This window comes from Gordonia sp. B8661-1, from assembly GCF_059427765.1.
Genome location: NZ_JCAHRL010000005.1, coordinates 109,382 through 129,590, shown reverse-complemented (window position 1 = coordinate 129,590; position 20,209 = coordinate 109,382). Strand labels below are relative to the sequence as shown.

21 protein-coding genes are annotated in these 20,209 nt (G+C 66.0%); 9 read left to right on the top strand and 12 right to left on the bottom strand.

Features of this window, described 5'->3' with window-relative positions; translation table 11 throughout:
• The first annotated feature begins 71 nt into the window (after positions 1–71).
• The 4 genes from AC4JJG_RS12460 to AC4JJG_RS12445 all read left to right on the top strand — a co-directional run bounded on the left by AC4JJG_RS12460 (position 72) and on the right by AC4JJG_RS12445 (position 5,219).
• Entirely contained in the window at positions 72–698 is a 627-nt protein-coding gene (locus AC4JJG_RS12460) for a TetR/AcrR family transcriptional regulator (protein WP_495401553.1), read from the top strand.
• A 122-nt stretch (positions 699–820) separates the two neighbouring features.
• Positions 821–3,130: an FdhF/YdeP family oxidoreductase gene (locus AC4JJG_RS12455; RefSeq protein ID WP_495401554.1), complete on the top strand. Its 2,310-nt coding sequence runs from the start codon at positions 821–823 to the stop codon at positions 3,128–3,130.
• 98 nt (positions 3,131–3,228) lie between these two features.
• On the top strand, positions 3,229–4,830 hold the full coding sequence (gene qcrB, locus AC4JJG_RS12450; protein WP_495401555.1) for a cytochrome bc1 complex cytochrome b subunit: 1,602 nt from the start codon (positions 3,229–3,231) through the stop codon (positions 4,828–4,830).
• Entirely contained in the window at positions 4,827–5,219 is a 393-nt protein-coding gene (locus AC4JJG_RS12445; protein ID WP_495401556.1) for a hypothetical protein, read from the top strand. Before qcrB ends, AC4JJG_RS12445 begins: the two co-directional genes overlap by 4 nt.
• A 99-nt stretch (positions 5,220–5,318) precedes the next feature.
• Here AC4JJG_RS12445 and AC4JJG_RS12440 read toward each other — a convergent pair whose 3' ends face one another.
• Positions 5,319–6,230 (bottom strand): VOC family protein, encoded by a 912-nt coding sequence (locus tag AC4JJG_RS12440; RefSeq protein WP_495401557.1) that lies wholly within the window; start codon positions 6,228–6,230, stop codon positions 5,319–5,321.
• Positions 6,231–6,385: 155 nt separating this feature from the next.
• Between AC4JJG_RS12440 and AC4JJG_RS12435 the strand changes: the two genes are divergently transcribed.
• Positions 6,386–6,832: a MarR family winged helix-turn-helix transcriptional regulator gene (locus AC4JJG_RS12435; protein ID WP_495401558.1), complete on the top strand. Its 447-nt coding sequence runs from the start codon at positions 6,386–6,388 to the stop codon at positions 6,830–6,832.
• On the opposite strand, the gene AC4JJG_RS12430 is transcribed toward AC4JJG_RS12435, so the two are convergent.
• From AC4JJG_RS12430 to AC4JJG_RS12420, 3 genes are all read right to left on the bottom strand, one after another.
• Positions 6,819–7,709: a sigma-70 family RNA polymerase sigma factor gene (locus AC4JJG_RS12430; RefSeq protein WP_495401559.1), complete on the bottom strand. Its 891-nt coding sequence runs from the start codon at positions 7,707–7,709 to the stop codon at positions 6,819–6,821. The two genes, AC4JJG_RS12435 and AC4JJG_RS12430, sit on opposite strands and share 14 nt — an antisense overlap.
• Positions 7,710–7,719: 10 nt before the next feature.
• The gene (locus tag AC4JJG_RS12425; protein ID WP_495401560.1) at positions 7,720–8,076 is read right to left on the bottom strand and encodes a DoxX family protein; all 357 of its coding nucleotides are present in this window, start codon (positions 8,074–8,076) and stop codon (positions 7,720–7,722) included.
• A 90-nt stretch (positions 8,077–8,166) separates the two neighbouring features.
• Positions 8,167–8,676, bottom strand: a complete 510-nt coding sequence (locus AC4JJG_RS12420; RefSeq protein ID WP_495401561.1) for an RrF2 family transcriptional regulator — start codon at positions 8,674–8,676, stop codon at positions 8,167–8,169.
• Between the two features lie 61 nt (positions 8,677–8,737).
• Between AC4JJG_RS12420 and AC4JJG_RS12415 the strand changes: the two genes are divergently transcribed.
• Entirely contained in the window at positions 8,738–10,141 is a 1,404-nt protein-coding gene (locus AC4JJG_RS12415) for an MFS transporter (protein WP_495401562.1), read from the top strand.
• On the opposite strand, the gene dnaB is transcribed toward AC4JJG_RS12415, so the two are convergent.
• Positions 10,138–12,408 carry a replicative DNA helicase gene (gene dnaB, locus AC4JJG_RS12410; protein WP_495401563.1) on the bottom strand — a complete coding sequence of 757 codons (2,271 nt, stop codon included), beginning with the start codon at positions 12,406–12,408 and terminating at the stop codon, positions 10,138–10,140. The two genes, AC4JJG_RS12415 and dnaB, sit on opposite strands and share 4 nt — an antisense overlap.
• 549 nt (positions 12,409–12,957) lie before the next feature.
• Between dnaB and AC4JJG_RS12405 the strand changes: the two genes are divergently transcribed.
• Positions 12,958–13,599, top strand: a complete 642-nt coding sequence (locus AC4JJG_RS12405; RefSeq protein ID WP_495401688.1) for a hypothetical protein — start codon at positions 12,958–12,960, stop codon at positions 13,597–13,599.
• A gap of 249 nt (positions 13,600–13,848) precedes the next feature.
• Here the strand turns inward: AC4JJG_RS12405 and rplI are convergent, their stop codons facing one another.
• The 5 genes from rplI to AC4JJG_RS12380 form a co-directional block, all read right to left on the bottom strand.
• Positions 13,849–14,301 carry a 50S ribosomal protein L9 gene (rplI, locus tag AC4JJG_RS12400; protein WP_495401564.1) on the bottom strand — a complete coding sequence of 151 codons (453 nt, stop codon included), beginning with the start codon at positions 14,299–14,301 and terminating at the stop codon, positions 13,849–13,851.
• Between the two features lie 16 nt (positions 14,302–14,317).
• Positions 14,318–14,575, bottom strand: a complete 258-nt coding sequence (rpsR, locus tag AC4JJG_RS12395; protein WP_495401565.1) for a 30S ribosomal protein S18 — start codon at positions 14,573–14,575, stop codon at positions 14,318–14,320.
• Positions 14,576–14,593: 18 nt separating this feature from the next.
• Complete coding sequence (locus tag AC4JJG_RS12390) at positions 14,594–15,109, bottom strand: single-stranded DNA-binding protein (protein WP_495401566.1); 516 nt, start codon at positions 15,107–15,109, stop codon at positions 14,594–14,596.
• Between the two features lie 115 nt (positions 15,110–15,224).
• Positions 15,225–15,506 carry a 30S ribosomal protein S6 gene (gene rpsF, locus AC4JJG_RS12385; protein WP_495401567.1) on the bottom strand — a complete coding sequence of 94 codons (282 nt, stop codon included), beginning with the start codon at positions 15,504–15,506 and terminating at the stop codon, positions 15,225–15,227.
• 92 nt (positions 15,507–15,598) lie between these two features.
• The gene (locus tag AC4JJG_RS12380) at positions 15,599–16,108 is read right to left on the bottom strand and encodes an SRPBCC family protein (RefSeq protein ID WP_495401568.1); all 510 of its coding nucleotides are present in this window, start codon (positions 16,106–16,108) and stop codon (positions 15,599–15,601) included.
• Between the two features lie 67 nt (positions 16,109–16,175).
• Between AC4JJG_RS12380 and AC4JJG_RS12375 the strand changes: the two genes are divergently transcribed.
• Entirely contained in the window at positions 16,176–17,645 is a 1,470-nt protein-coding gene (locus AC4JJG_RS12375) for a hypothetical protein (protein WP_495401569.1), read from the top strand.
• A complete protein-coding gene (locus tag AC4JJG_RS12370) occupies positions 17,642–18,229 on the top strand; it encodes a GNAT family N-acetyltransferase (protein ID WP_495401570.1) in 588 nt (195 codons plus the stop codon). Before AC4JJG_RS12375 ends, AC4JJG_RS12370 begins: the two co-directional genes overlap by 4 nt.
• Here the strand turns inward: AC4JJG_RS12370 and AC4JJG_RS12365 are convergent.
• Both AC4JJG_RS12365 and AC4JJG_RS12360 read right to left on the bottom strand, forming a co-directional pair.
• On the bottom strand, positions 18,220–18,585 hold the full coding sequence (locus AC4JJG_RS12365) for an HNH endonuclease (protein WP_495401571.1): 366 nt from the start codon (positions 18,583–18,585) through the stop codon (positions 18,220–18,222). The two genes, AC4JJG_RS12370 and AC4JJG_RS12365, sit on opposite strands and share 10 nt — an antisense overlap.
• Entirely contained in the window at positions 18,582–20,198 is a 1,617-nt protein-coding gene (locus AC4JJG_RS12360; protein ID WP_495401572.1) for a glycosyltransferase family 87 protein, read from the bottom strand. The genes AC4JJG_RS12365 and AC4JJG_RS12360 overlap by 4 nt, the downstream gene beginning before the upstream one ends.
• Between the last annotated feature and the right edge of the window lie 11 nt (positions 20,199–20,209).

The window sequence follows — 20,209 nt, the reverse complement described above, 5'->3', positions numbered from 1 at the left end:
ATGCCCGCCATGTTTCATATATGTGAGCGTTTCGCGGTATTGCCGCGAGCATCTGCCAGACTGTGGAGGCCATGGCCAGCCGCACCGCACGTCCCTACAACGGGGTCGACAACGAGGAGCGGATCGCGGTCCGCCTGAACAAACTCCTGCAGGCGGGTCTCGACATCCTCAGCGACCCGCTCGGCGACGACGATCTCACCCTGCGGGTCATCTGCCGGCGGGCCGGTCTCGCGCAGCGATATTTCTACGAAAGCTTCACCGATAAGGACGAATTGGCGGCCGCGGTCTATGACTGGGTACTCGCCGGCGTCATCGGATCGACGCAGGATGCGCTCGTCGGCGCCACACCGGAGAACGGTTTGCGCGTCGGACTCACCCAGGTGGTCGAGAGCGTGACCTCGGACCCGCGCGTGGGGCAGCTCCTGTTCAGCCCGCATCAGGACAACGCCGTCGTCGTCCGGAAACGGTTCGAGTCGACCTCCACCTTCGTCGACCTGTTCAGCGACGTCCTGCCCGTCCGATATCGCCCCGAGCCCGAGGGCCGTGCCCCGATGATCGCTCACTTCCTGGTCGGCGGGGTCGCCCAGGCCCTCGCCGCCTGGCTGAACGGCGACACCTCGATCGACAAGCAGCAACTCGTCGACGATCTCGTCGAGATGGTGTCGGTGCACGGCATCGGCCGTCGCCGTACACGCTGACGCCGGCCCCGACAGTCCACACCGCCGCTGCACGCGCTCCGGGGGGACGAAGCGGCATCCGGCGGTCCGCACAGTCCATATGCTGGGTGATGTGTGCCGCCCCAAGGTTCCGGAGGTCTCCCGTGAAGCGCCGCGTACCGAGTGACGACATCGACGAGGCCGATGTCGTCGTCGATGCTCCGAAGACCTACGCGGCAGGGGTCCCCGCGGTGCTGGTGTCGCTGCGGCGCGGCATGGAACAGATGGGCGTGATCCGAACGACCCGCACGCTGCTGCGGCTCAATCAGCGCGACGGCTTCGACTGCCCGGGCTGCGCCTGGCCGGAGACACCGGGGCATCGCAAACATGCCGAATTCTGTGAGAACGGCGCCAAGGCCGTCGCGGAGGAGGCCACCCGACGGGTGGTCGATCCGCAGTTCTTCGCCACGCACTCGATCGACGAACTGGCTGCGAAGACCGACTACTGGCTCGGGCAGCAGGGGCGGCTCACGCATCCGATGGTGCTGCGGCCCGGTGACACTCACTACACGCCGATCGAGTGGGATGACGCGTATGAGCTGATCGCCGACGAGCTGCGCGCACTCGCCTCGCCGGACGAGGCCGTCTTCTACACTTCCGGCCGCACCAGCAATGAGGCGGCGTTCCTCTACCAGTTGATGATCCGCGCCTACGGCACCAATAATCTGCCCGATTGCTCGAACATGTGCCACGAGTCGTCCGGGACCGCCTTGTCCGAGACGATCGGGATCGGCAAGGGGTCGGTCTCGGTCCCGGACGTCGAGAACGCCGACCTGATCCTGATCGCTGGCCAGAATCCCGGCACCAATCATCCGCGCATGCTCTCCACATTGGAGAAGGCAAAGGCGAACGGCGCCAAGGTGATCGCCATCAATCCGCTTCCCGAGGCCGGGCTACTGCGTTTCAAGGATCCGCAGAAGGTCCATGGCGTGATCGGCGACGGCGTACCGATCGCCGACGAGTTCCTGCAGATCCGGCTCGGCGGCGATCAGGCACTGTTCCAGGGACTCGCGAAGCTGCTTCTCGAGGCCGAGGACCGCAGTCCGGGAACGGTTCTCGATCACCGCTTTCTCGCCGACCACTGCGCGGGCTGGGACGCCTACGCCGAGCACCTGCGTGCCGTCGACCTCGATCAGGTCCTCGAGGCGACCGGATTGTCGCGGGCGGAACTCGACGCGACCGCCACCGACCTCATCGACTCGGACCGGACGATCATCTGCTGGGCGATGGGTCTCACCCAGCACACCCATGCCGTCGCGACGATCCAGGATGTCGTGGCACTTCTGCTGATGCGCGGCATGATGGGCAAACCGGGTGCGGGCGTCTGCCCGGTGCGCGGGCATTCGAATGTCCAGGGCGACCGCACCATGGGCATCTGGGAGAAGGCACCCGACGCGTTTCTCGACGCACTCGACGCCGAATTCGGCATCACCAGCCCGCGCCACCACGGCTACGACGCCGTCGACTCCATCCGCGCCATGCGCGACGGCAGGGCATCGGTCTTCCTGGCCATGGGCGGCAACTTCGTGTCCGCCACCCCCGACACCGACGTCACCGCGTGGGCTCTGCGTAATTGTTCACTGACCGTACAGGTCTCGACGAAACTCAACCGGTCGCACGTCATCACGGGCCGCACCGCGCTCATCCTGCCGTCGCTCGGTCGCACCGACAAGGATATTCGCGGAGGTGTCAAACAGCAGGTGACCGTGGAGGATTCGATGTCGGTGGTCCACCTGTCGCGCGGCGGACTCACACCGTTGAGCGATCGGATGCGCAGCGAGGTCGCAATCGTCTGTGAACTTGCCCGGCGACTCCTCGGCCCCGGCCATTCGGTGCCATGGCAGACGTTCGCCGACGACTACGACACCATCCGCGACGCGATCTCCCGGGTCGTCCCCGGTTTCGCCGACTTCAACACCAAGGTCCGTCGGCCCGACGGATTCACGCTGCCCCATCCGCCCCGCGACGAACGCCGCTTCGAAACCGCTACCGGCAAAGCGAATTTCGTCGTCAACGAGATGCGGTGGCTGCCCATTCCGTCCGGGCGGCTGGTCCTGCAGACCATGCGGAGTCACGATCAGTACAACACCACCATCTATGGCCTTGATGATCGGTATCGAGGCGTGAAGGACGGCCGTCGGGTCGTCTTCATCAATCCGGCCGATATCGAACAACTCGGGTTCACCGACGGCGACCGCGTCGACCTGATCTCCGAATGGCATCGCTCCGACGGCGCCTGCGAGGAACGGCGCGCCGACGATTTCCGCCTCGTCGCCTACTCCACACCCGTGGGCAACGTCGCCGCCTACTATCCCGAGACGAATCCCCTTGTGCCGCTGGACAGTGTGGCCGAAAAGTCCAATACGCCCGTTTCGAAGGCCGTTACCGTCCGCCTCGAACCACATATGCGCTGACAACCCCTTCCCCTCGCTAACGAACAGGTCTACTATCACTCGTAGTAGCCCGCTGCGGCATGCGGGAGGGCTGCGGACGTCTGATGTTAGGGGACATCATGTCCGACTCCGGTCGGCTGTCACATCAAGCGCGAGAACTGGATTCGAGATATCACCTGGCTGCCGGTGTGCGGAGGCAGATCAACAAGGTGTTCCCGAGCCACTGGTCGTTCATGCTCGGCGAGGTCGCGCTGTACAGCTTCATCGTCCTGCTGATCTCCGGCATCTATCTCACGCTGTTCTTCGACCCGTCGATGTCGGAGGTGATGTACGACGGCGCCTACCAGCCACTCAACGGCGTGATGATGACCCGCGCGTACGAGACCACGCTGCACCTCTCGTTCGAGGTGCGCGGCGGATTGTTCGTCCGGCAGATTCACCATTGGGCCGCACTGCTTTTCGCGGCGTCGATCATCGTGCACATGGCGCGGATCTTCTTCACCGGCGCGTTCCGGCGGCCTCGCGAGGCCAACTGGATCATCGGCTGCGTACTGCTGATCCTGGCCCTGTTCGAGGGCTTCTTCGGCTACTCGCTGCCCGATGACCTGTTGTCCGGCACCGGACTTCGCGCCTTCACGGCCGGTGCGCTCGGACTGCCGATCGTCGGCACCTGGGTTCACTGGGCGCTGTTCGGTGGCCAGTTCCCGGGGAACATCGTGCTGCCCCGGTTGTACGTGATCCACGTACTCCTGTTCCCCGGGATCATCCTCGCGCTCATCGCCGCGCATCTCGCACTGGTCTGGTACCAGAAGCACACCCAGTTCCCGGGACCCGGACGGACCGAGAACAACGTTGTGGGAGTGCGCATTCTGCCGGTTTTCGCCGCCAAGGCGGGCGCGCTTTTCGCGATCGTCACCGGCGTTCTGGCGATCATGGCAGGGATCTTCCAGATCAATCCGGTCTGGAATCTGGGACCCTACAACCCCGCGCACGTCTCGGCCGGTTCGCAGCCGGACATCTACATGATGTGGACCGACGGACTCCTCCGGCTCATGCCGGCGTGGGAACTGTATCTCGGTCGCTACACCGTGCCCGCCAGCAATTGGGGCGTGCTCGTTATCGGCATCGTGTTCGTCGTGATGATGATCTATCCGTGGGTGGAGAAACGTCTCACGCACGATCGCGCCCATCACAATCTGCTGCAGCGGCCGCGGGATACCCCGGTGCGCACCGGAATCGGCGCGATGGCCTTCGCGTTCTACATCATCCTGACGCTCTCCTGCATGAACGACGTGATCGCGATGAAGTTCCACATCTCGCTCAACGCGACGACCTGGATGGGACGCATCGGCCTGATCATCGTCCCGCCGCTCGCCTACTTCGTCGCCTATCGGTGGGCCCTCGCCCTGCAACGTGCCGACCGCGCCGTACTCGCCCACGGCATCGAGACCGGTCTCATCAGACGGCTGCCGCAAGGCGAGTACATCGAACTGCACCAACCGCTCGGCCCGGTCGACGAGCACGGTCACCCGATCCCACTCCCCTACGAGGGCGCGGCCGTACCGAAGCGGATGAACAAGCTGGGTGCTGCCGGATCTCCCGGTACCGGTTCCCTGCTCCTGGCCGATCCGCCTCAGGAACAGGCGGACAACGCCCTCACCGCGGCAGAAGACGAAGAAGCCGAGTCCGCCGCTCTCCGTTCACTGTCGGAGAGACCATGACGGTCGTCGATGTCCTGGTGCTGATCGTCGCGGCGGTGGGCTGGACCCTGTCGGTCCGCCGGATCACCGCGCCCGCCCGCGATGCCGACTTCTGCTCGACGGTGTGGGAGTACGCGTCCGGCGGCACGCGCGCCGCCGACAGTCTCCTGGACGCGAAGCACCGGCTCGAACGATCATCGGCCCTCCCCGCACTCGTGGCGGGCGGCATCGCCGGTACCGTCGCGGGCCTCTCGACATCACTCCCGGCAGGCGCCACCGGATCGGCGGGATGGCTGGTGGTGCTGGCGATCGTCGTGGTGGCGTCGAGCGTCGGAGTCGCTGGACTCTGCGCGGCGATCACCGGCCGCACCGCCGTGCGGCAGGCAGACCTCGTCCGCGGGGGCGCGTGACCCGACCGACGACCGGTGCCGATGTCCACGGTGAGCACGTTGGAGTGCGTTATGCACATCCGACGGCCCAGCTGTGACGGTTATGGATCCGGCACGATCTCAGCCCGCCTCCGCGATCGGAGTGATGATCCCAGGTGGCGTGCTGAGGGCGTTGTCGGTGTAGCGATGCCCCCAGAAACTGGGCTTGTTGAACGTCCGCGCCACCCAACTCAGATCGTCGACGACCAGTCCCCCGTAACCCAATTCGATCTGGAACCCGGATGGCGTGCCGACGTATGTGGACGTCATCAGGTCATTACTGTGACGGCCCAGCGTCTGCATCGTCGGGGCGTCATGTGTGGCCAGGAGGTCGATGGCTTTCCCGAGGTCGTCCATCGACTCGTATTCGAGCATCAGGTGATTGAACCCGACATGACCGGGCAACTCGGACAATGCCAGCGAGTGATGCCTGCCGTTCACGTGATAGAAGCGGACGTTGAAATAGGGCGAGATGATCCGGTCGGACAACCGGAAGCCCAGTACGTCGGCGTAGAACTCGTTGGCCGCCCTCATATCCGGTACCTGAAAGACCACGTGACCGAGGCCCTGGTCACCGGTCACGAATCCGGCGCGCATGGTGCGCCCGTTCCGGAACGAGTACGGCGTGGCGGTCTTTCCCCAGCTGAGCTCATGACGCAGTCCCCACGGATCGGTGAACCAGGCCATCTCGGCCACCTCACGCTCCTCGCAGAGCTTGTCGTCGGCCCAGGTGATCTCCACGCCCCTGCCCTCGAGTTCGGCGGCGAACGCGTGGAGGTCGGTCTCATTGGCGAGCCCCCAACCGGCATACCGGAACTCGTCGACGTCCGCGGGGTGGATTGCCATGCGGTAGTTGACATCATCGACGGCAAGGCGAATCGCACCGTCGGGTCCCGGCTTTGCGAGCATGGCACCCAGCAGTCCCGGACCATACGTCGTCCATGCCTGGGCGTTGGGCGAGCCGAAGCCCACGTAGGACAGTTCCTGGATCACGATATGACTCCCCGTTCGTCGCAGTATCCGAACTTGCTCTCACAGAAGAACGTACGGCCCGATTGATTGTTGGTCAACCAATCATTGGTGCTTCCAACTATTAAGTTTCCCGGCTACTCCGCGTCGGCGGTGACCGAATCGCCTATTCTGAGAGCATGACCACGCCCGCACTGGAGAATCGCCTCGGATATCACCTCGTCCGGACGGCGATGAAGGTGCGCAAGGAATACGTGGACGCGCTCGCCACCTGCGATCTCCTGCCCAACCACCACGCGATCCTGGCCGTGCTCAGCGAGTACGGTCCGACATACCAGAAGGCCCTGGCGCACCGGACGACCGTGGACAGCGGAGACCTCGTCGGCTACCTCGACGCCCTGCAGGACCGCAAATACGTGACCAGGGAACGGGACCCGAAGGATCGTCGGCGGCACCTCGTGTCCATCACCGCGGCCGGACGAAGGAAACTCGCGACAGCCGATCGCCGTCTCTCCGCGGCCGAGGACAAGCTGTTCGCCGGCCTGACGGCGAAGAAGCGTGCCGAGTTGGTCGGAACGCTCACAGAGATCTACAGCCGCACCGTACCCGAACTCATCGACTTGTAGATCCGTGCACATCAAGGCCGAGCCGGGCAAGACGGACTGGGTCGACGAGTGCATCGATCGCGGTGATACGGGTACCCCGGATGGTGAAACCCATGACGGAGAAAAGGTTTTCGCCGACGATCACCACCGCCCCCGCGGCGCCGTTCACCCACGCGGGCCGCACGGACGGATACAGCCGGGCGTAGGTTTTCGTGTGTCCGCTGACCGCCTCGGCGCCTCGCAAGGTCGTCGTGGCACCCGGGCGAAGCCGCCCTCCGTCGATGCGCAGTTCCACGTCGGGATGCAGGATGTTCAGCAGCGCACCGAAGTTGCCGTCCCGGGAGGCGGCGAAGAACGCATCGACCAGCTGTCGCTGCCGGACGACGTCCGCAGCGGGTGTCGGCGCGTTGCGCATCCGTCGCCGTGCCCGGCTCGCCAGTTGCTGTACGGCGGCCTCGGATCGATTGAGCGCGCCCGCGATCTCGGCGAACCGGATTCCGAACGCATCGTGCAGCACGAAAGCGAACCTTTCTGCCGGCGTGAGCAACTCGAGTGCCATCAGCAGTGCGGGACCGACCGCCTCGCCGAGCAGGACGTCATCCTCGGGAACGGCCGGGTCGACCCATGTCACGATCGGATCGGGCACCAGGGTCCCGGCCGCCACCTCGCGTCGATGGCGCCGGGTGCGCAGCATGTTCAGACATACGCGCGCGACCACCGTCGTCAGCCAGGCACGCATGTTGTCGACGGACTCCGGGTTCTGATCGCGTATTCGCAACCATGTTTCCTGCAGCGCGTCCTCGGCATCATCGAACGACCCGAGCATCCGGTAGGCCACGGCGCGCAGTCGCGGTCGATGTCGCTCGAACTGCTCGTCGGACCACCCGCTCCCGGTCATCGTCGCCCGATCACCACAGCGGACGAGTGACGAGCAGGGTGACCAGTGCCGCCACCGACATCAGCAGGAAGAACACGGCCCCGCCGATCTTCGTATCGCGTACGCGACCATGCATCGCCAGCGCGCCGATGAAGTAGAGCACGAGCCCACTCGACGCCGCCGCACCGATCCCCGGCACGATGATGCCGACGAGGAGTCCGACCGCACCCGCCCCGAGCAGGACGCCGAACGGCCGCATCCAGCGACGGTCGATCCGGAGGTCGTCGGCCACGGTCTCGACGGAGTGCGCTCCGAGGAGACCGAGGGATGAGGCGTAACCGGTCATCAGGGCTGCCAGGACGGTGACCACGAGGTAAGTGACGTACATACTTCGACGACACTGCGCAGCTCCGAAACCTGACATCCGGCCGTCGTTCGGTGCCGGATCGTCGGTGGGCGGAACCGGGTAGAGCCCATGTCACCTGCCGGATTTCTGCCTATATGCGGGTAACGCATCGGTCGAACCCTGCAGCCATGCTCGCGCCCGCCGATGGGACACCGAGGGCAGCCGCTTGCTGATGTCGGCGATGGTGGTGGCACGTAACGATTCCCGCCACGCCGCGTCGGCGTCATCCATGATCCGCGCGATATCGCAGGGGCCGGTGCACAATTCAGCGGGCACCGCGCATGCTCCGCGCTGCCGGATCTCGGTACAGACGAATGGCGGAGCAGTCCCGTCCACGGCCTCCACGACGTCGAGCACGGTGATCTCGGCGGCGTCACGGGCAAGCCGGAAACCGCCTCGCGGACCGGACGTGGCGATCAGGATCCCCGCCGCCGACAACGACTTGAGATGCTTCGCGAGGTAGGCGTCCGGCAGACCGTAGTAGCCGGCCAGCGTACTGCGCGGAACCGGTGTGCCCGGTGGCGCGTCGACGAGCACCACACAACAGTGCATGGCCCACTCCACCCCTTGGGACAGCTTCATGGGGACAGTCTAGCGTTTCGTGGTATTGATAGATATTCAATGTCCATGATAGACCTGAACGATGGCAGAGACGGGGCTCTCCTCGAATCGGACGACGCCGGCGACGCCGGCGGACTTCCGGATGTTGGCCGTGGCCCTCATCGCGACCGCGATGGCGAGCTTCGACCTCTTCGTCGTGAACGTCACAACCGAAGTGCTGCACAGGGATTTCGGCGCGAACGAAGCGGCCCTCGAATTGATCGTGTCCGGGTACGCATCGACCTATGCCGCAGGTCTCATCACCGGCGGACGGCTCGGGGATCGATTCGGCTACCGGCGCATGTTCGTGGCCGGTATGGCCGCGTTCAGCGTGACGTCACTGCTGTGCGGGGTGGCGCAGAATCCCGAACAGCTGGTCGTCGCCCGCCTCGCCCAGGGCGCCGCCGCCGCTGTCATGGTCCCGCAGGTGCTCTCGCTCGTCGCCGCACGTTTCCCGGCCGAGCAGCGCGGCAGGGCCACCGCATGGTACGGCGCCGCAGCCGGTATCGGCGGCATCGCCGGTCAGCTCCTCGGCGGAGTTCTCCTGAACCTGGATATCCTCGGCTTGGGTTGGCGCACAGTGTTTCTCGTGAACGTGCCGATCGGCGCGATCGCCTGCGTGCTGGCGCTGCGCACGCTGCCCGCGATCACCGGCCCGCACCGGCGGTTCGACGTTCCCGGCGCGCTGGGCATGACTGCCACCCTCGTCCTCGTGCTGACACCTCTGACCCTGGGGCGTGAAGCCGGCTGGCCCGCGTGGACGTGGGTGTGCCTGGCCTCGGCCACGCTGACGGGCTGGGCGACCTGGCGATGGCAGCGAACACTGCTCGCACGACGCGGCGAACCGGTCCTCAACCCCAGACTGCTTCGGAACCGATCGTTCGTGCGACTGCTGGGCGCCGTCGCGCTGTTCCAATTCTATTTCGGCGCATACATGTTCAGCCTCGCACTACTCCTGCAGGACGACCTGGGCCTCGACCCGCTGAAGGCCGCGCTGGCGTTCTTGCCGCAGGCCGTACTGTTCAGTGTGAGCTCTCTGGCGAGCGGACAACTCACCGTACGGTTCGGTCGATCGGTACCGACCGCCGGAGGCCTGATGGCGGTCGCCGGGCTAGGGGCACTGGCCATCCAACTCTGGGCGACGGACGCCAAAACCGGCCCGGTTATGCTGCTGCCTGCCCTTGGTCTGATCGGATTCGGCAACGGCCTCCTGCTGCCCCCTCTGATCGGTGGCGCACTGGCGCAGGTCGAAACACCCTCGGCGGGAAGCGCATCGGGGATGCTCACCACCGCACAGCAAGCCGCGGGCGCGATCGGTGTCGCCGCACTCGGGATGATCTTCTTCAGCGCCGGAATGGCTACCGCGTGCGTTGTATTCGCGACACTGGCCGCGCTGGCGACCGGCCTGATCTGGGCGAGACGATCGGTAACGACGACGAAGGGTTAGCCTCGCGCCATATCGACGAACTTCGACAAATGCAGTTGGTGCGCAACAGTAATCGTGGCGGTGGGGCCGTTGCGGTGTTTGCCGAGGATGATGTCGGCCTCGCCGGCGCGGGGGTCGTCGCGTTCAAAGGCGTCCGGGCGATGAAGCAGGATGACCATGTCGGCGTCCTGCTCCAGTGAGCCGGACTCGCGGAGGTCGGAGACCTGGGGCCGTTTGTCGGTGCGCTGTTCGGGACCACGGTTCAGCTGACTGATCGCGACCACCGGAACCTCGAGTTCCTTTGCGAGAAGCTTCAATTGGCGTGAGAACTCGGAGACTTCCTGCTGACGGGACTCGACCTTCTTGCCGGATGTCATCAGCTGCATGTAGTCGACGACGACGAGTTTGAGGTCGTTGCGCTGCTTGAGGCGACGCGCCTTGGCGCGGATCTCCATCATGGTGAGGTTCGGCGAATCATCAATGTAGAGCGGCGATTCGGAGATCTCCCCCATGCGGCGGGCGAGACGGGTCCAGTCGTCGTCGGTCATCGAACCGGAGCGCATGTCGCCGAGTTTGACCTTCGCCTCCGCGGAGAGCAGGCGCATGACGATCTCGGTCTTCGACATTTCCAGCGAGAACATGGCGCTGGTCTTCTTGTTGTGGATCGAGCACGAGCGCAGGAAGTCCATGGCGAGCGTGGAGTTGTGGGTGGGCACCATGGCCTCACCGGCGAGATACATGTGCTCGTCGTTGTCGACCTCGACGCACCGCACCGGCACACTCTCCACGGCCCGTACACCGACGACCCGCCGCACACCGGAACGCCGCCGGAGTTCCTTGTGCCGAATGGCCTTGTGGTGCACCGTGAACACGTCGTCGTCGGCATCGACACGCAGCCAGCCGGTGGCCGACCGCTTGTAGGTGTAGCCGAGTCCCGCGACGAGATCGGCGACCACGGCGGTCATGTGACGGGTCGCGGCGGGCACGGTGATCCAGCCGTCGTCGTCGACGGTGGCCCGCGCGTCCAGCAGACCGGCCAGCAGGGCACGGCGCTGCGCGATGGAACCACGCAGATACTCCGACGGGATCCGTCCACCGAGGTCGGCCATCAGCGTCATCACGTCGACGGGCCCCTCGGCGTCGATGCGCATCCCGATCTCCGGGTCGTCGAAGGCCATCCCGGCGAGCGCGGCCACAGTGTACGGGCCGTAGGCGAAACGCCTGCGCGGAAGATCCAGCGGCGCGGTGTTCCGGACGGCGGCCGCACCGGCATGAACCTGCAGCGCCTCGGTCGTCATCGTGCGCCGCTCGTCGTCGACCTCGACGACCCACTGATGGTCGCGGTCGGCCAGCAGCACCGAGCCGTCGTCGAACGACACCTCGTAGCACGGCCGTTCGGTCATCACCTCGGTCGCCGCGATCACCGTCGTCGGGTTGCCCCGCGCATCGAGCAGGCGATCGCCCACGGCGACCTTGCCCATGGTGGTCCAGCCGGTGGGCGTCGGCAGCGGTGTGTCCAGGGACAGCGCTTTGCCTACACCGGGACGGGCTGCGACGATGATCATCTGCCCCGGATGCAGACCGTTGGTGATCTTGTCCAGATCGGCGAAACCGGTGGGCACACCCAGCGACAATCCGCCGCGCGAGGCGATCGAATCGATCTCGTCCATCGTCGGCTGGAGCAGCTCCTCCAGCGGCACGTAGTCCTCGGCGGTGCGGCGCTCGGTGACCTCGTACACCTCGGCCTGCGCGCGGTCGACGACCTCCGCGACGTCCTGGCCGTCGGCGCCGGCATAACCGAACTGCACGATGCGGGTACCGGCCTCCACCAGGCGCCGCAGGATGGCCTTCTCCGCGACGATCTCCGCGTAGTAGCCGGCGTTGGCCGCGGTCGGCACCGTGGAGATCAGGGTGTGCAGGTACGGGGCGCCGCCCACGCGGCGCAGCTCACCGGCACGCTCGAGCTCCGCGGAGACGGTCACGGCATCGGCGGGCTCGCCCTTGCCGTACAGCTCCAGGATCGCCTCGTACACGGCCTGGTGTGCGGGTCGGTAGAAGTCCGCCGAACGCAGCTTCTCGACGACGTCGGCGATCGCGTCCTTCGACAGCAGCATGCCGCCGAGCACCGACTGTTCGGCTGCCATGTCCTGCGGAGGTTGCCGACCGAACTCCTCGGTCGGCATGACCTCACCGGAGATCGCATCGCCGTCGTCGCGTCCGCCCTTGCGGCCACCCGACACCGGCTCCATCCGGCCCGGCTCATGCCCGCGTTCATCGACGACTGCCACGAGCGTCCAACCTCCCGGAGAAGTCCTACCGCGCCGACCTGTCCGGTCACGCTGCCAATTGCATCTACCTGCTTGACACCCGTCTTAGCGCCGGGCACCGACAAACAGATCGCTCACGATCTGTGACAGGCACGTCGGAGCAGATTAGATCCATCACGGCCGGGTACTCAAACCGTGTTGGGGACAACTCTGTCAGGAAGTTGTGGACCGATTGTGGACGCGCTCGGAACCGTTGTGCACCGCCTGTGCATGACATGGGGAATTACCGCCGTCGGGTTTAACAATGTGCAGGTCAGAGGGCATCTGAGTTATACACAGTCGGTGCGGAAAATTGCCTCGGCGTGTCCCCTGGACATGTCCCTTCGGCGTGTTGCTGCCGCGGACGACCCGACCTGCAACGACCGCGACGCAACAACCTGGTGAATATTCGATGTGGCCCCGGTTACAGCTGCCCCGGCGGAATGGTGTGCGCTATGGTCCGAAGACCCGCCGACGCCGTCGGCGGACAGCGTGCACCGAAGCCGTACGCATCACCGGGGTCTGGGGGACATCACCGTGTTCACACGCAAGGGTCGTCGCGCCACGAGGTTCTTCGCCACGGCGGCAGTGGCCGCCGCACTCGTCACGGGGTCCTGGACGGCCGGAGCCGCCGCCGTGTCGGCCGCACCTGCCAGGCCCCCACTGCCCGTCGAATTCGATCTCTCGCGCTACCAGCCGGTGAATCCGGGGGCATATCGACCGCTCAGCTATGCGGACAACGGCGGCGGCTTCCTCCGCGTCGGGAAGTGGTTGTGCCGCGTCGGTCCGGGCTATCGGTACGTCGGCTGCCAGGGCAGGCCCAACACCGCTCCCCCGGCCGTGCGAGGCGTCGCCATCTCCGGCGATCAACAGGGGCCGTCGTGGGTGCCGGACTGGTCGAACTATCGCTTCGCCGCGCCGTCCGGCTTCCGCGCTCCCGTGCTGCGGGTGGGCACACGCCTCACCATCGGCGGAACCACATGCACCGCGCCCCGTCCGGACACCGTGGCCTGCCGCACCGGCGACCGGGCGTTCATCCTGCAGCCGGGCTGGCACAAATTCTTCTATCCGTCCGGCGACATCGCGCACGGCAACAATCCCGCGCCGCGTCTGCTGCCGCCCCGGCTGCAGTACTGGAATCAGCTGCCGTCCAGACCGGGCGTACCCGCCTGAGCGGGTCTCGATACGCCGCCTCGCTGCGCTCGGAGGCTACTCGACCAACGAAAACCCGCTGCGCTCGTAGGCTTCTCGACCAGCGGAAAACCCGCTGCGCTCGCGGGCTACTCGACCAACGGACCCCTCCCCGCTGATCGAGTAGCGCGAGGCGATAGCCGAGCGCGTATCGAGATCACCTGCACCACAACGAAACGGCCCGCCACGACCTCGAAGGTCGGGCGGGCCGTAACGGCTTTGTGTGGCGTATCAGCCGGCGACGACCGCCAGCTCGACGTTCGCCTGCACATCGGGGTGCAGGTTCACGACGACCGGGTAGCTGCCGGTGGCCTTGATGTGGCCCTTCGGCAGTTCGACGGTGCGCTTGTCGACGACCGGTCCACCGGCCGACTTGATCGCACCCGCGACGTCGGCCGCGGTGACCGAGCCGAACAGCTTGCCCGAGTCGTGGGTCTTCACGTTCAGCGAGACGTCGGTCAGGCCCTCGATGGCCTGCTTCAGCTCGTTGGCGTGCTCGAGACCACGGACCTCGCGGGCGGCCTGCGCGCGACGGATGTCGTCGACCTGCTTCTCGGCGCCACGGGTGGCGACGATGGCCAGCGAACGCGGCAGGAGGTAGTTGCGGGCGTAGCCGTCCTTGACCTCCACGAGGTCGCCTGCTTCGCCGAGGTTCTCCACGGCGGCGGTGAGGATGAGTTTCATATCAGTCCCTTTCCGCTCAGCGTCCGGTCGACGTGAACGGCAGCAGAGCCACCTCACGCGAGTTCTTCACGGCCACGGCCACATCGCGCTGATGCTGGACGCAGTTACCGGTCACGCGACGCGACCGGATCTTGCCGCGGTCCGACAGGAAACGGCGCAGCAGCGCGGTGTCCTTGTAGTCGATGACGGCCTTCTTGTCTTTGCAGAAGCTGCACGCCTTGGTCTTGGTGACCTTTTCGACGCGCGGCTTCCGCGTGCTTCGTGCTTTTGCCATTGGTACTCCAGGTGTGTTCTAGAAGGGTGGTTCGTCGTCCCCGCCGCCGAAGGATCCGCTCGCGGGCGCACTGCCCCACGGATCGTCGGCGACCTGCTGGCCGGATCCACCGCCGCTGGGACGGTTGCCACCGCCACCACCGGACGAGAATCCACCACCACCGCCACCGCGCGAGGCCTTGTTGACCTTCGCGGTCGCGTATTTCAGCGAGGGACCGATCTCATCGACCTCGAGTTCCACCACGGTGCGCCGTTCGCCCTCTTTGGTCTCGAAGGACCGCTGCTTGAGGCGGCCCTGCACGACGACGCGGGTTCCCTTGGACAGACTCTCGGTGACGTTCTCCGCCGCGTCCCGCCAGATGTTGCAGCGGAGGAACAGCGCTTCGCCGTCCTTCCACTCATTGGTCTGACGGTCGAAGGTGCGCGGCGTGGAGGCCACCGTGAAGTTGGCCACCGCTGCTCCCGACGGCGTGAACCGGAGCTCCGGATCTGCGGTCAGGTTGCCAACGACGGTGATGACGGTATCGCCTGCCATGTCTCTCCCCTTGGGATCGTGGATGGGCACTCGCTGATCGATGTGCGCCGGGACTCTGGGTCAACCCTAGGGTCCGGCACCGACGAGTTCGCTCGATCAGGACAAGTCTTGTGGATTACTTCCGCAGGACCTTGGTGCGCAGCACCGACTCGTTCAGCTTGAGCTGACGGTCGAGCTCGGTGACCGTCGCGGGCTCGGCATTGAGGTCGATGACCGCGTAGATGCCCTCGTTGTGCTTGGCGATCTCGTAGGCAAGACGGCGCTTGCCCCAGATATCGACGTTGTCCACCTTGCCGCCGTCCTGTCGGACAACGTTGAGGAAGGTATCCAGTGAGGGGGAGACAGTGCGCTCGTCCAGATTCGGATCGAGGATGACCATCAATTCGTAGTGACGCATAAGACCACATCACCTCCTATGGGCTAGGTCGGCCGCGGACTGTCCGCGGCAGGAGGGTCGCCTGCGTCGGCAACCGGTCCAAGATACATGACCTACCCCTGACCTGCGAAATCGCTCCCCGCGGGCTTCTCATCCGCGAGCAGGTGCGCGGACAGTTCCTCGAGCGCCTGACGCGCGTAGCCCTGCCACAGCCTGCCGATCACCGGCACCGCGAGCGCGGCGGCACGGGAGGCCGGATGCAGCCGCCATTCCCAGGTCACACGGGTGCCGGTGCCGACCGGATCGAACGACCACCGGCCCGAGATGCGCTCGATGAGCGGTTTCAGCGGACCGGAGATGTCGGTGAGCTGGTAGGAGAAGGAGTGCGGCGCATCGACGGCGACCAGTTCTTCGTGCATGCTGCCGCCACCGACCTGGTTGACGACGCGGGACTGTCCGACCGTGCCCCACGGTTCGGGGCCGCTGGTCGACCGCACCGGCGCGATCGGTCCGTACCAGCGGCGGAAGATCACCGGCAGTGGAATCGGCAGCGTTCCACCGAACGCCGTCGCGACGTCGACCGGGATGGCGCGCGAACACGTGAGGACCGCCGGTGCTGTCATGGGCCCGATGATAGGCGCGGGCGAGGTCGATTCGGGGTTCTCCGGCCGACGACCTAACCTGTAGTCCATGTCCGACGCCCCCGCACAGCGCCCGGCTGCGGCGTCGCGCACGGCAGGCACATTCGCCGGTCGCGGCCAGATGATCCTGATCCTGCTCACCTCGCTGTTGGCCACGGCCGTCACGATGGCATGGAGCTACCACGCGAAGATCGCGTGCGGCGGACCGCCGTTCTTCCCGGACGGGCGGAGCAGGCGATGGCCCGTCGGTGATCCCGATGCCGTCATCCCCTGCTACTCGGACCTGATGTACCTGTGGGTCGGACGGGACATCAACAATCACGTCTTCCCGTTCATCCACGGCGGCATCACCCCGGACGGCAAACTGTTCGGCGGCGTCGTCGAATACCCGGTGCTGTCGGGCATGTTCATGTGGCTCGGCGCGATCGGCGCGGACACCGACGTCGAGTTCTTCCAGCATTCGGTCTGGCTGCTCGCACCCTTCGGATTCGCGATCACCATCCTGTTGGCCCTGATGACCCGCTGGTGGGTGCTGCTCTGGGCGGCGACACCTCCGCTGGTGCTCTACGCCTTCCACAACTGGGAACTGCCGGTGGTGTTCACGACGGTCGCCGCCGTGGCGGTGATGGCGTGGGGTGCGACGACCAGCCCGCGCACCGGGCAGCGACGACTATCGGTACGCACCGCCGCCGTACTGGCGGCGATCCTGCTGGCCGTCGGCTTCTGCCTCAAGCTGTATCCGGGGTTCTTCGTCCTGCCGCTCGCGATCTATGTGCTCACCTACACCGCCGAACCATCGGGCGCCGCAACGACTCCCGGCGATCGACGCGGGTTCCTCGACTGGGTCGGCGCGGCCTGGGTGGCCGGCGCGGCGACGCTCACGGTGATCGTCATCCAGGCGCCGTTCATGATCCTCGGCTTCGAGGGCTGGCGTGCGGCATTGTCCTTCCAGGGCAAGCGCAAAGCCGACGTCGACACCAACTCCATCTGGTACTGGGGGCTGCGCCATCTCACCGGCGGGCAGAACGACACCTATAACTCGCTGGTCGGCCTGCTCTCCCCGATGCTGATCATGTGCGCCTTCGCGGTCTCGGTCTATCTGGGCTGGCGGGTGTATCAGCGCACCGGCATCTATCCGTGGCTCGGCGTCGCGGGCTCGATGCTGGCGGGATTCATGGTGTTCCACAAGGTCCACTCCCCGCAGTACACCCTGTGGATTCTGCCGTTCTTCGTCCTGCTGCGCGTGCCGTGGCCGGTCATCTTCGCCTATCTCGCAGCCGATCTCGCACTCGACCTCACGATCTTCCGGCTCTTCGGCATCTACTCGTCCGGCTCGGAGATGAAGTGGTGGGTGATCACCGGAGTGAACCTCGGGGTGTGGGTGCACGCACTGCTGCTGTTCTACGGAATCCTGGGATTCGTGCGGACGCCGATGCGAGAACCCCTGGCCTCCTTCGGCCGTCGTGTACACCGTCCCGACCCCGCTCTCGTGCCGGCCTACCTGTCCGGGCGTTCATGAGTTCCTGGCTGGGTACCGAACCGATGACCGAGGGCCGGGTGTTGTTGCGGCCGTTCACCGTCGACGATGCCGAGGCGCTGGCCGGCGTCGTCGGCGATCCGGCACGCTTCCGGTGGACGAATCCACTGCCCCACGATCCCGCCTCCGCGCAGGCCTTCATCGAGACGGCGCAGGCACACCCCGAGCAGCGGGTGGCCTATGCCGTCGTCGACACCGCCGACGACCGGCTCGTCGGCAGCACCAGCTACTACGACATCGACGCCGATAACCTCACGGCCGCCATCGGTTACACCTTCTACACCGAGTCCGCACAGGGCACCGCGATCAACCCGACAGCGAAATACCTGTTGCTACGCCACGCCTTCGAGGACTGCGGTGCCATCCGGGTCGTCTGGCACACCCACGAGCACAACGCGCAGTCACGTGCCGCCATCGTGAAACTCGGGGCGAGCTTCGAAGGTCTGTTGCGCAAACACCGCCGCTTCGGTGACGGCTGGCGGACGACCGCTCAGTACGCCATGGTCGACGACGACTGGCCGGAGGCGAAAGCACGTCTCCTCGAACGGATTTCGCGCTACTCCTGATCGTCCTCCACGACGGAGGCGGCGAGAACCTGCCGGGCCTCGACGAGCCTGCGCAGGAATGCCCCCTCATCGAGTTTCTTGCGGCGCATCCACGTGGTGACCTCGGAATTGCACTTGCTGGCATTGCAGGACCGGCAGGCGGGCACCACATTGGTCACCGTGTATCGACCGCCGACCGACAGCGGCTGCACGCAATCCTTCTGCAGTACGACACCGCTGGTTCCGCAGTAGGCGCACGCACCCCAGGCCTGTTGCACCGCAAGCCATTCGGCGGGAGTCAGATCGTTGTTCGCGGCGCGCATACGCCGGGCCCGCTTCCGTCCTGCACGCGCACGACGGGATCGACTGACGGTCATTGCGGGACCTCGAAGGCGTCGACGGAGCCCGGATGCTGCGCAAGCGATGGCTGTCGGCGACCGATCTGCTTGCGGCTCACTCCGATTCGGTCCGGTGCGCCGTCGAGGACGCCGCCCGCGGGATCATCCAGCAGTCGGTCCGGCGCGGAACGCAACGGACGCCGCACGAGGTCGTCCTCGGGGTGCCAGATCTCCCAGATCACCACCGCACACAGGGCGAGAACCATGACGGCTCGCAGCACGATGGCCGCGGTGAACCATTCATCGGGCAACCAGCGACGACCGGGATCCAGGTACAACCCCATCCGCGGCACCCACACCAGGGCATCGATCACCATCCACGCCATCAACAACCGCGTGTGCGGAATCGCCAGCACCGCAAGCGGTACCAGCCACAGCGAGTACTGCGGACTCCACACCTTGTTGACGAGCAGAAATCCGGCGACGAGCAGGAACAGGATCTGCGCCAGTCGCGGACGCTGCGGCGCGGTCAGCCCGATGGCCCCGACGGCCCCCACCACGAGCAGCAGGAGTCCGACGAACAGCGCGTTGATCACGGTGGTGTTCCACGCGAATCCGGCGGCATCGCTGATGACCCGGTACAGGCTGTCCTGCTCGGGCGCGCGATCGGAGTTGAAGCCGAAGAACTCCCACCATCCGCGGCGGTAGAGCACGAAGATCGGCAGATTGACCAGCACCCAGGTCACTAATGCCGCGCCGGCGGCCGCACCGAATTCCCGCACCTTGCCCGATCGCAGACACAGGATCAGCAAGGCCACCAGCAGCAGTACCGGGTACAGCTTCGCCGCGGTGCCCAGGCCGATGAAAACGCCTGCCAGCCACGGCTTCCGGCGCGCCCAGCAGAGGATGGCGACGGCAACCGCGGCGGTGGCGATGGCGTCGAAGTTGGTGAACACATGGACGATCACCAGCGGCGACAGTGCGGCCAGCCACGTCGACCACACCCGCGTCCGGGCCGTCCGCGCGGTCGCCCAGATGGTCACGAGCCAGAACAGTGCGAGCCCGAGCGCCGCGAGATTGAAGAACAGCACCACGTCGAGCGCGCCCGGAACGCCCCAATTCGTATGTGCCGCACCCCATTGCTGCGCCAGCCAGGCAACGCCGTACATGTAGAGCCCGGTGATCACCGGATACTCCATGTAGCGCTTCACCTGGTTGCCGTCGGCATCCTTCTGATACCAGTAGGTGCGATACGGGAAGGCCCCCTGATCGAGTCGCTCGGCGCCGTACAGTCCGATCACGTCGGAGTAGCAGAGATTGGTGTACTGGCGCTGGTCGTCCCAGTCGAGCCGGAGCGACACCCCGGATTCGGTGTTCCGGTCCGCCGGCGCCTGCTGGAGACATCCGGCCTTGCCGAACCATCCGAGCGCGAGGGCGCACAGCGCGAGCGCGAACAGCACGCGCAGAGGCGTCCACAGCCGGCTCCGCCCGACGGCCGCGTGGCGACCTACCGGTCCGCCGACGGCGTCGGAGGCCTCACGAACCACCACATCGGTTCTACTCGGCAGCACCCGGTCGGAGTCGACACGCAGGTCCGACGCCAGGGGTGCCGGGGAGTCAACGGGAGTCGTCTGTGATTCGTCGTCTGCCACGGTCGCCGATC

Coding starts and splice junctions, on each gene's coding strand:
- AC4JJG_RS12460 (WP_495401553.1), top strand. CDS start 72: ATGGCCAGCCGCACCGCACGTCCCTACAACGGGGTCGACAACGAGGAG.
- qcrB (WP_495401555.1), top strand. CDS start 3,229: ATGTCCGACTCCGGTCGGCTGTCACATCAAGCGCGAGAACTGGATTCG.
- AC4JJG_RS12445 (WP_495401556.1), top strand. CDS start 4,827: ATGACGGTCGTCGATGTCCTGGTGCTGATCGTCGCGGCGGTGGGCTGG.
- AC4JJG_RS12435 (WP_495401558.1), top strand. CDS start 6,386: ATGACCACGCCCGCACTGGAGAATCGCCTCGGATATCACCTCGTCCGG.
- AC4JJG_RS12430 (WP_495401559.1), bottom strand. CDS start 7,709: ATGACCGGGAGCGGGTGGTCCGACGAGCAGTTCGAGCGACATCGACCG.
- AC4JJG_RS12425 (WP_495401560.1), bottom strand. CDS start 8,076: ATGTACGTCACTTACCTCGTGGTCACCGTCCTGGCAGCCCTGATGACC.
- AC4JJG_RS12420 (WP_495401561.1), bottom strand. CDS start 8,676: ATGAAGCTGTCCCAAGGGGTGGAGTGGGCCATGCACTGTTGTGTGGTG.
- AC4JJG_RS12415 (WP_495401562.1), top strand. CDS start 8,738: ATGGCAGAGACGGGGCTCTCCTCGAATCGGACGACGCCGGCGACGCCG.
- rplI (WP_495401564.1), bottom strand. CDS start 14,301: ATGAAACTCATCCTCACCGCCGCCGTGGAGAACCTCGGCGAAGCAGGC.
- rpsR (WP_495401565.1), bottom strand. CDS start 14,575: ATGGCAAAAGCACGAAGCACGCGGAAGCCGCGCGTCGAAAAGGTCACC.
- AC4JJG_RS12390 (WP_495401566.1), bottom strand. CDS start 15,109: ATGGCAGGCGATACCGTCATCACCGTCGTTGGCAACCTGACCGCAGAT.
- rpsF (WP_495401567.1), bottom strand. CDS start 15,506: ATGCGTCACTACGAATTGATGGTCATCCTCGATCCGAATCTGGACGAG.
- AC4JJG_RS12380 (WP_495401568.1), bottom strand. CDS start 16,108: ATGACAGCACCGGCGGTCCTCACGTGTTCGCGCGCCATCCCGGTCGAC.
- AC4JJG_RS12375 (WP_495401569.1), top strand. CDS start 16,176: ATGTCCGACGCCCCCGCACAGCGCCCGGCTGCGGCGTCGCGCACGGCA.
- AC4JJG_RS12370 (WP_495401570.1), top strand. CDS start 17,642: ATGAGTTCCTGGCTGGGTACCGAACCGATGACCGAGGGCCGGGTGTTG.
- AC4JJG_RS12365 (WP_495401571.1), bottom strand. CDS start 18,585: ATGACCGTCAGTCGATCCCGTCGTGCGCGTGCAGGACGGAAGCGGGCC.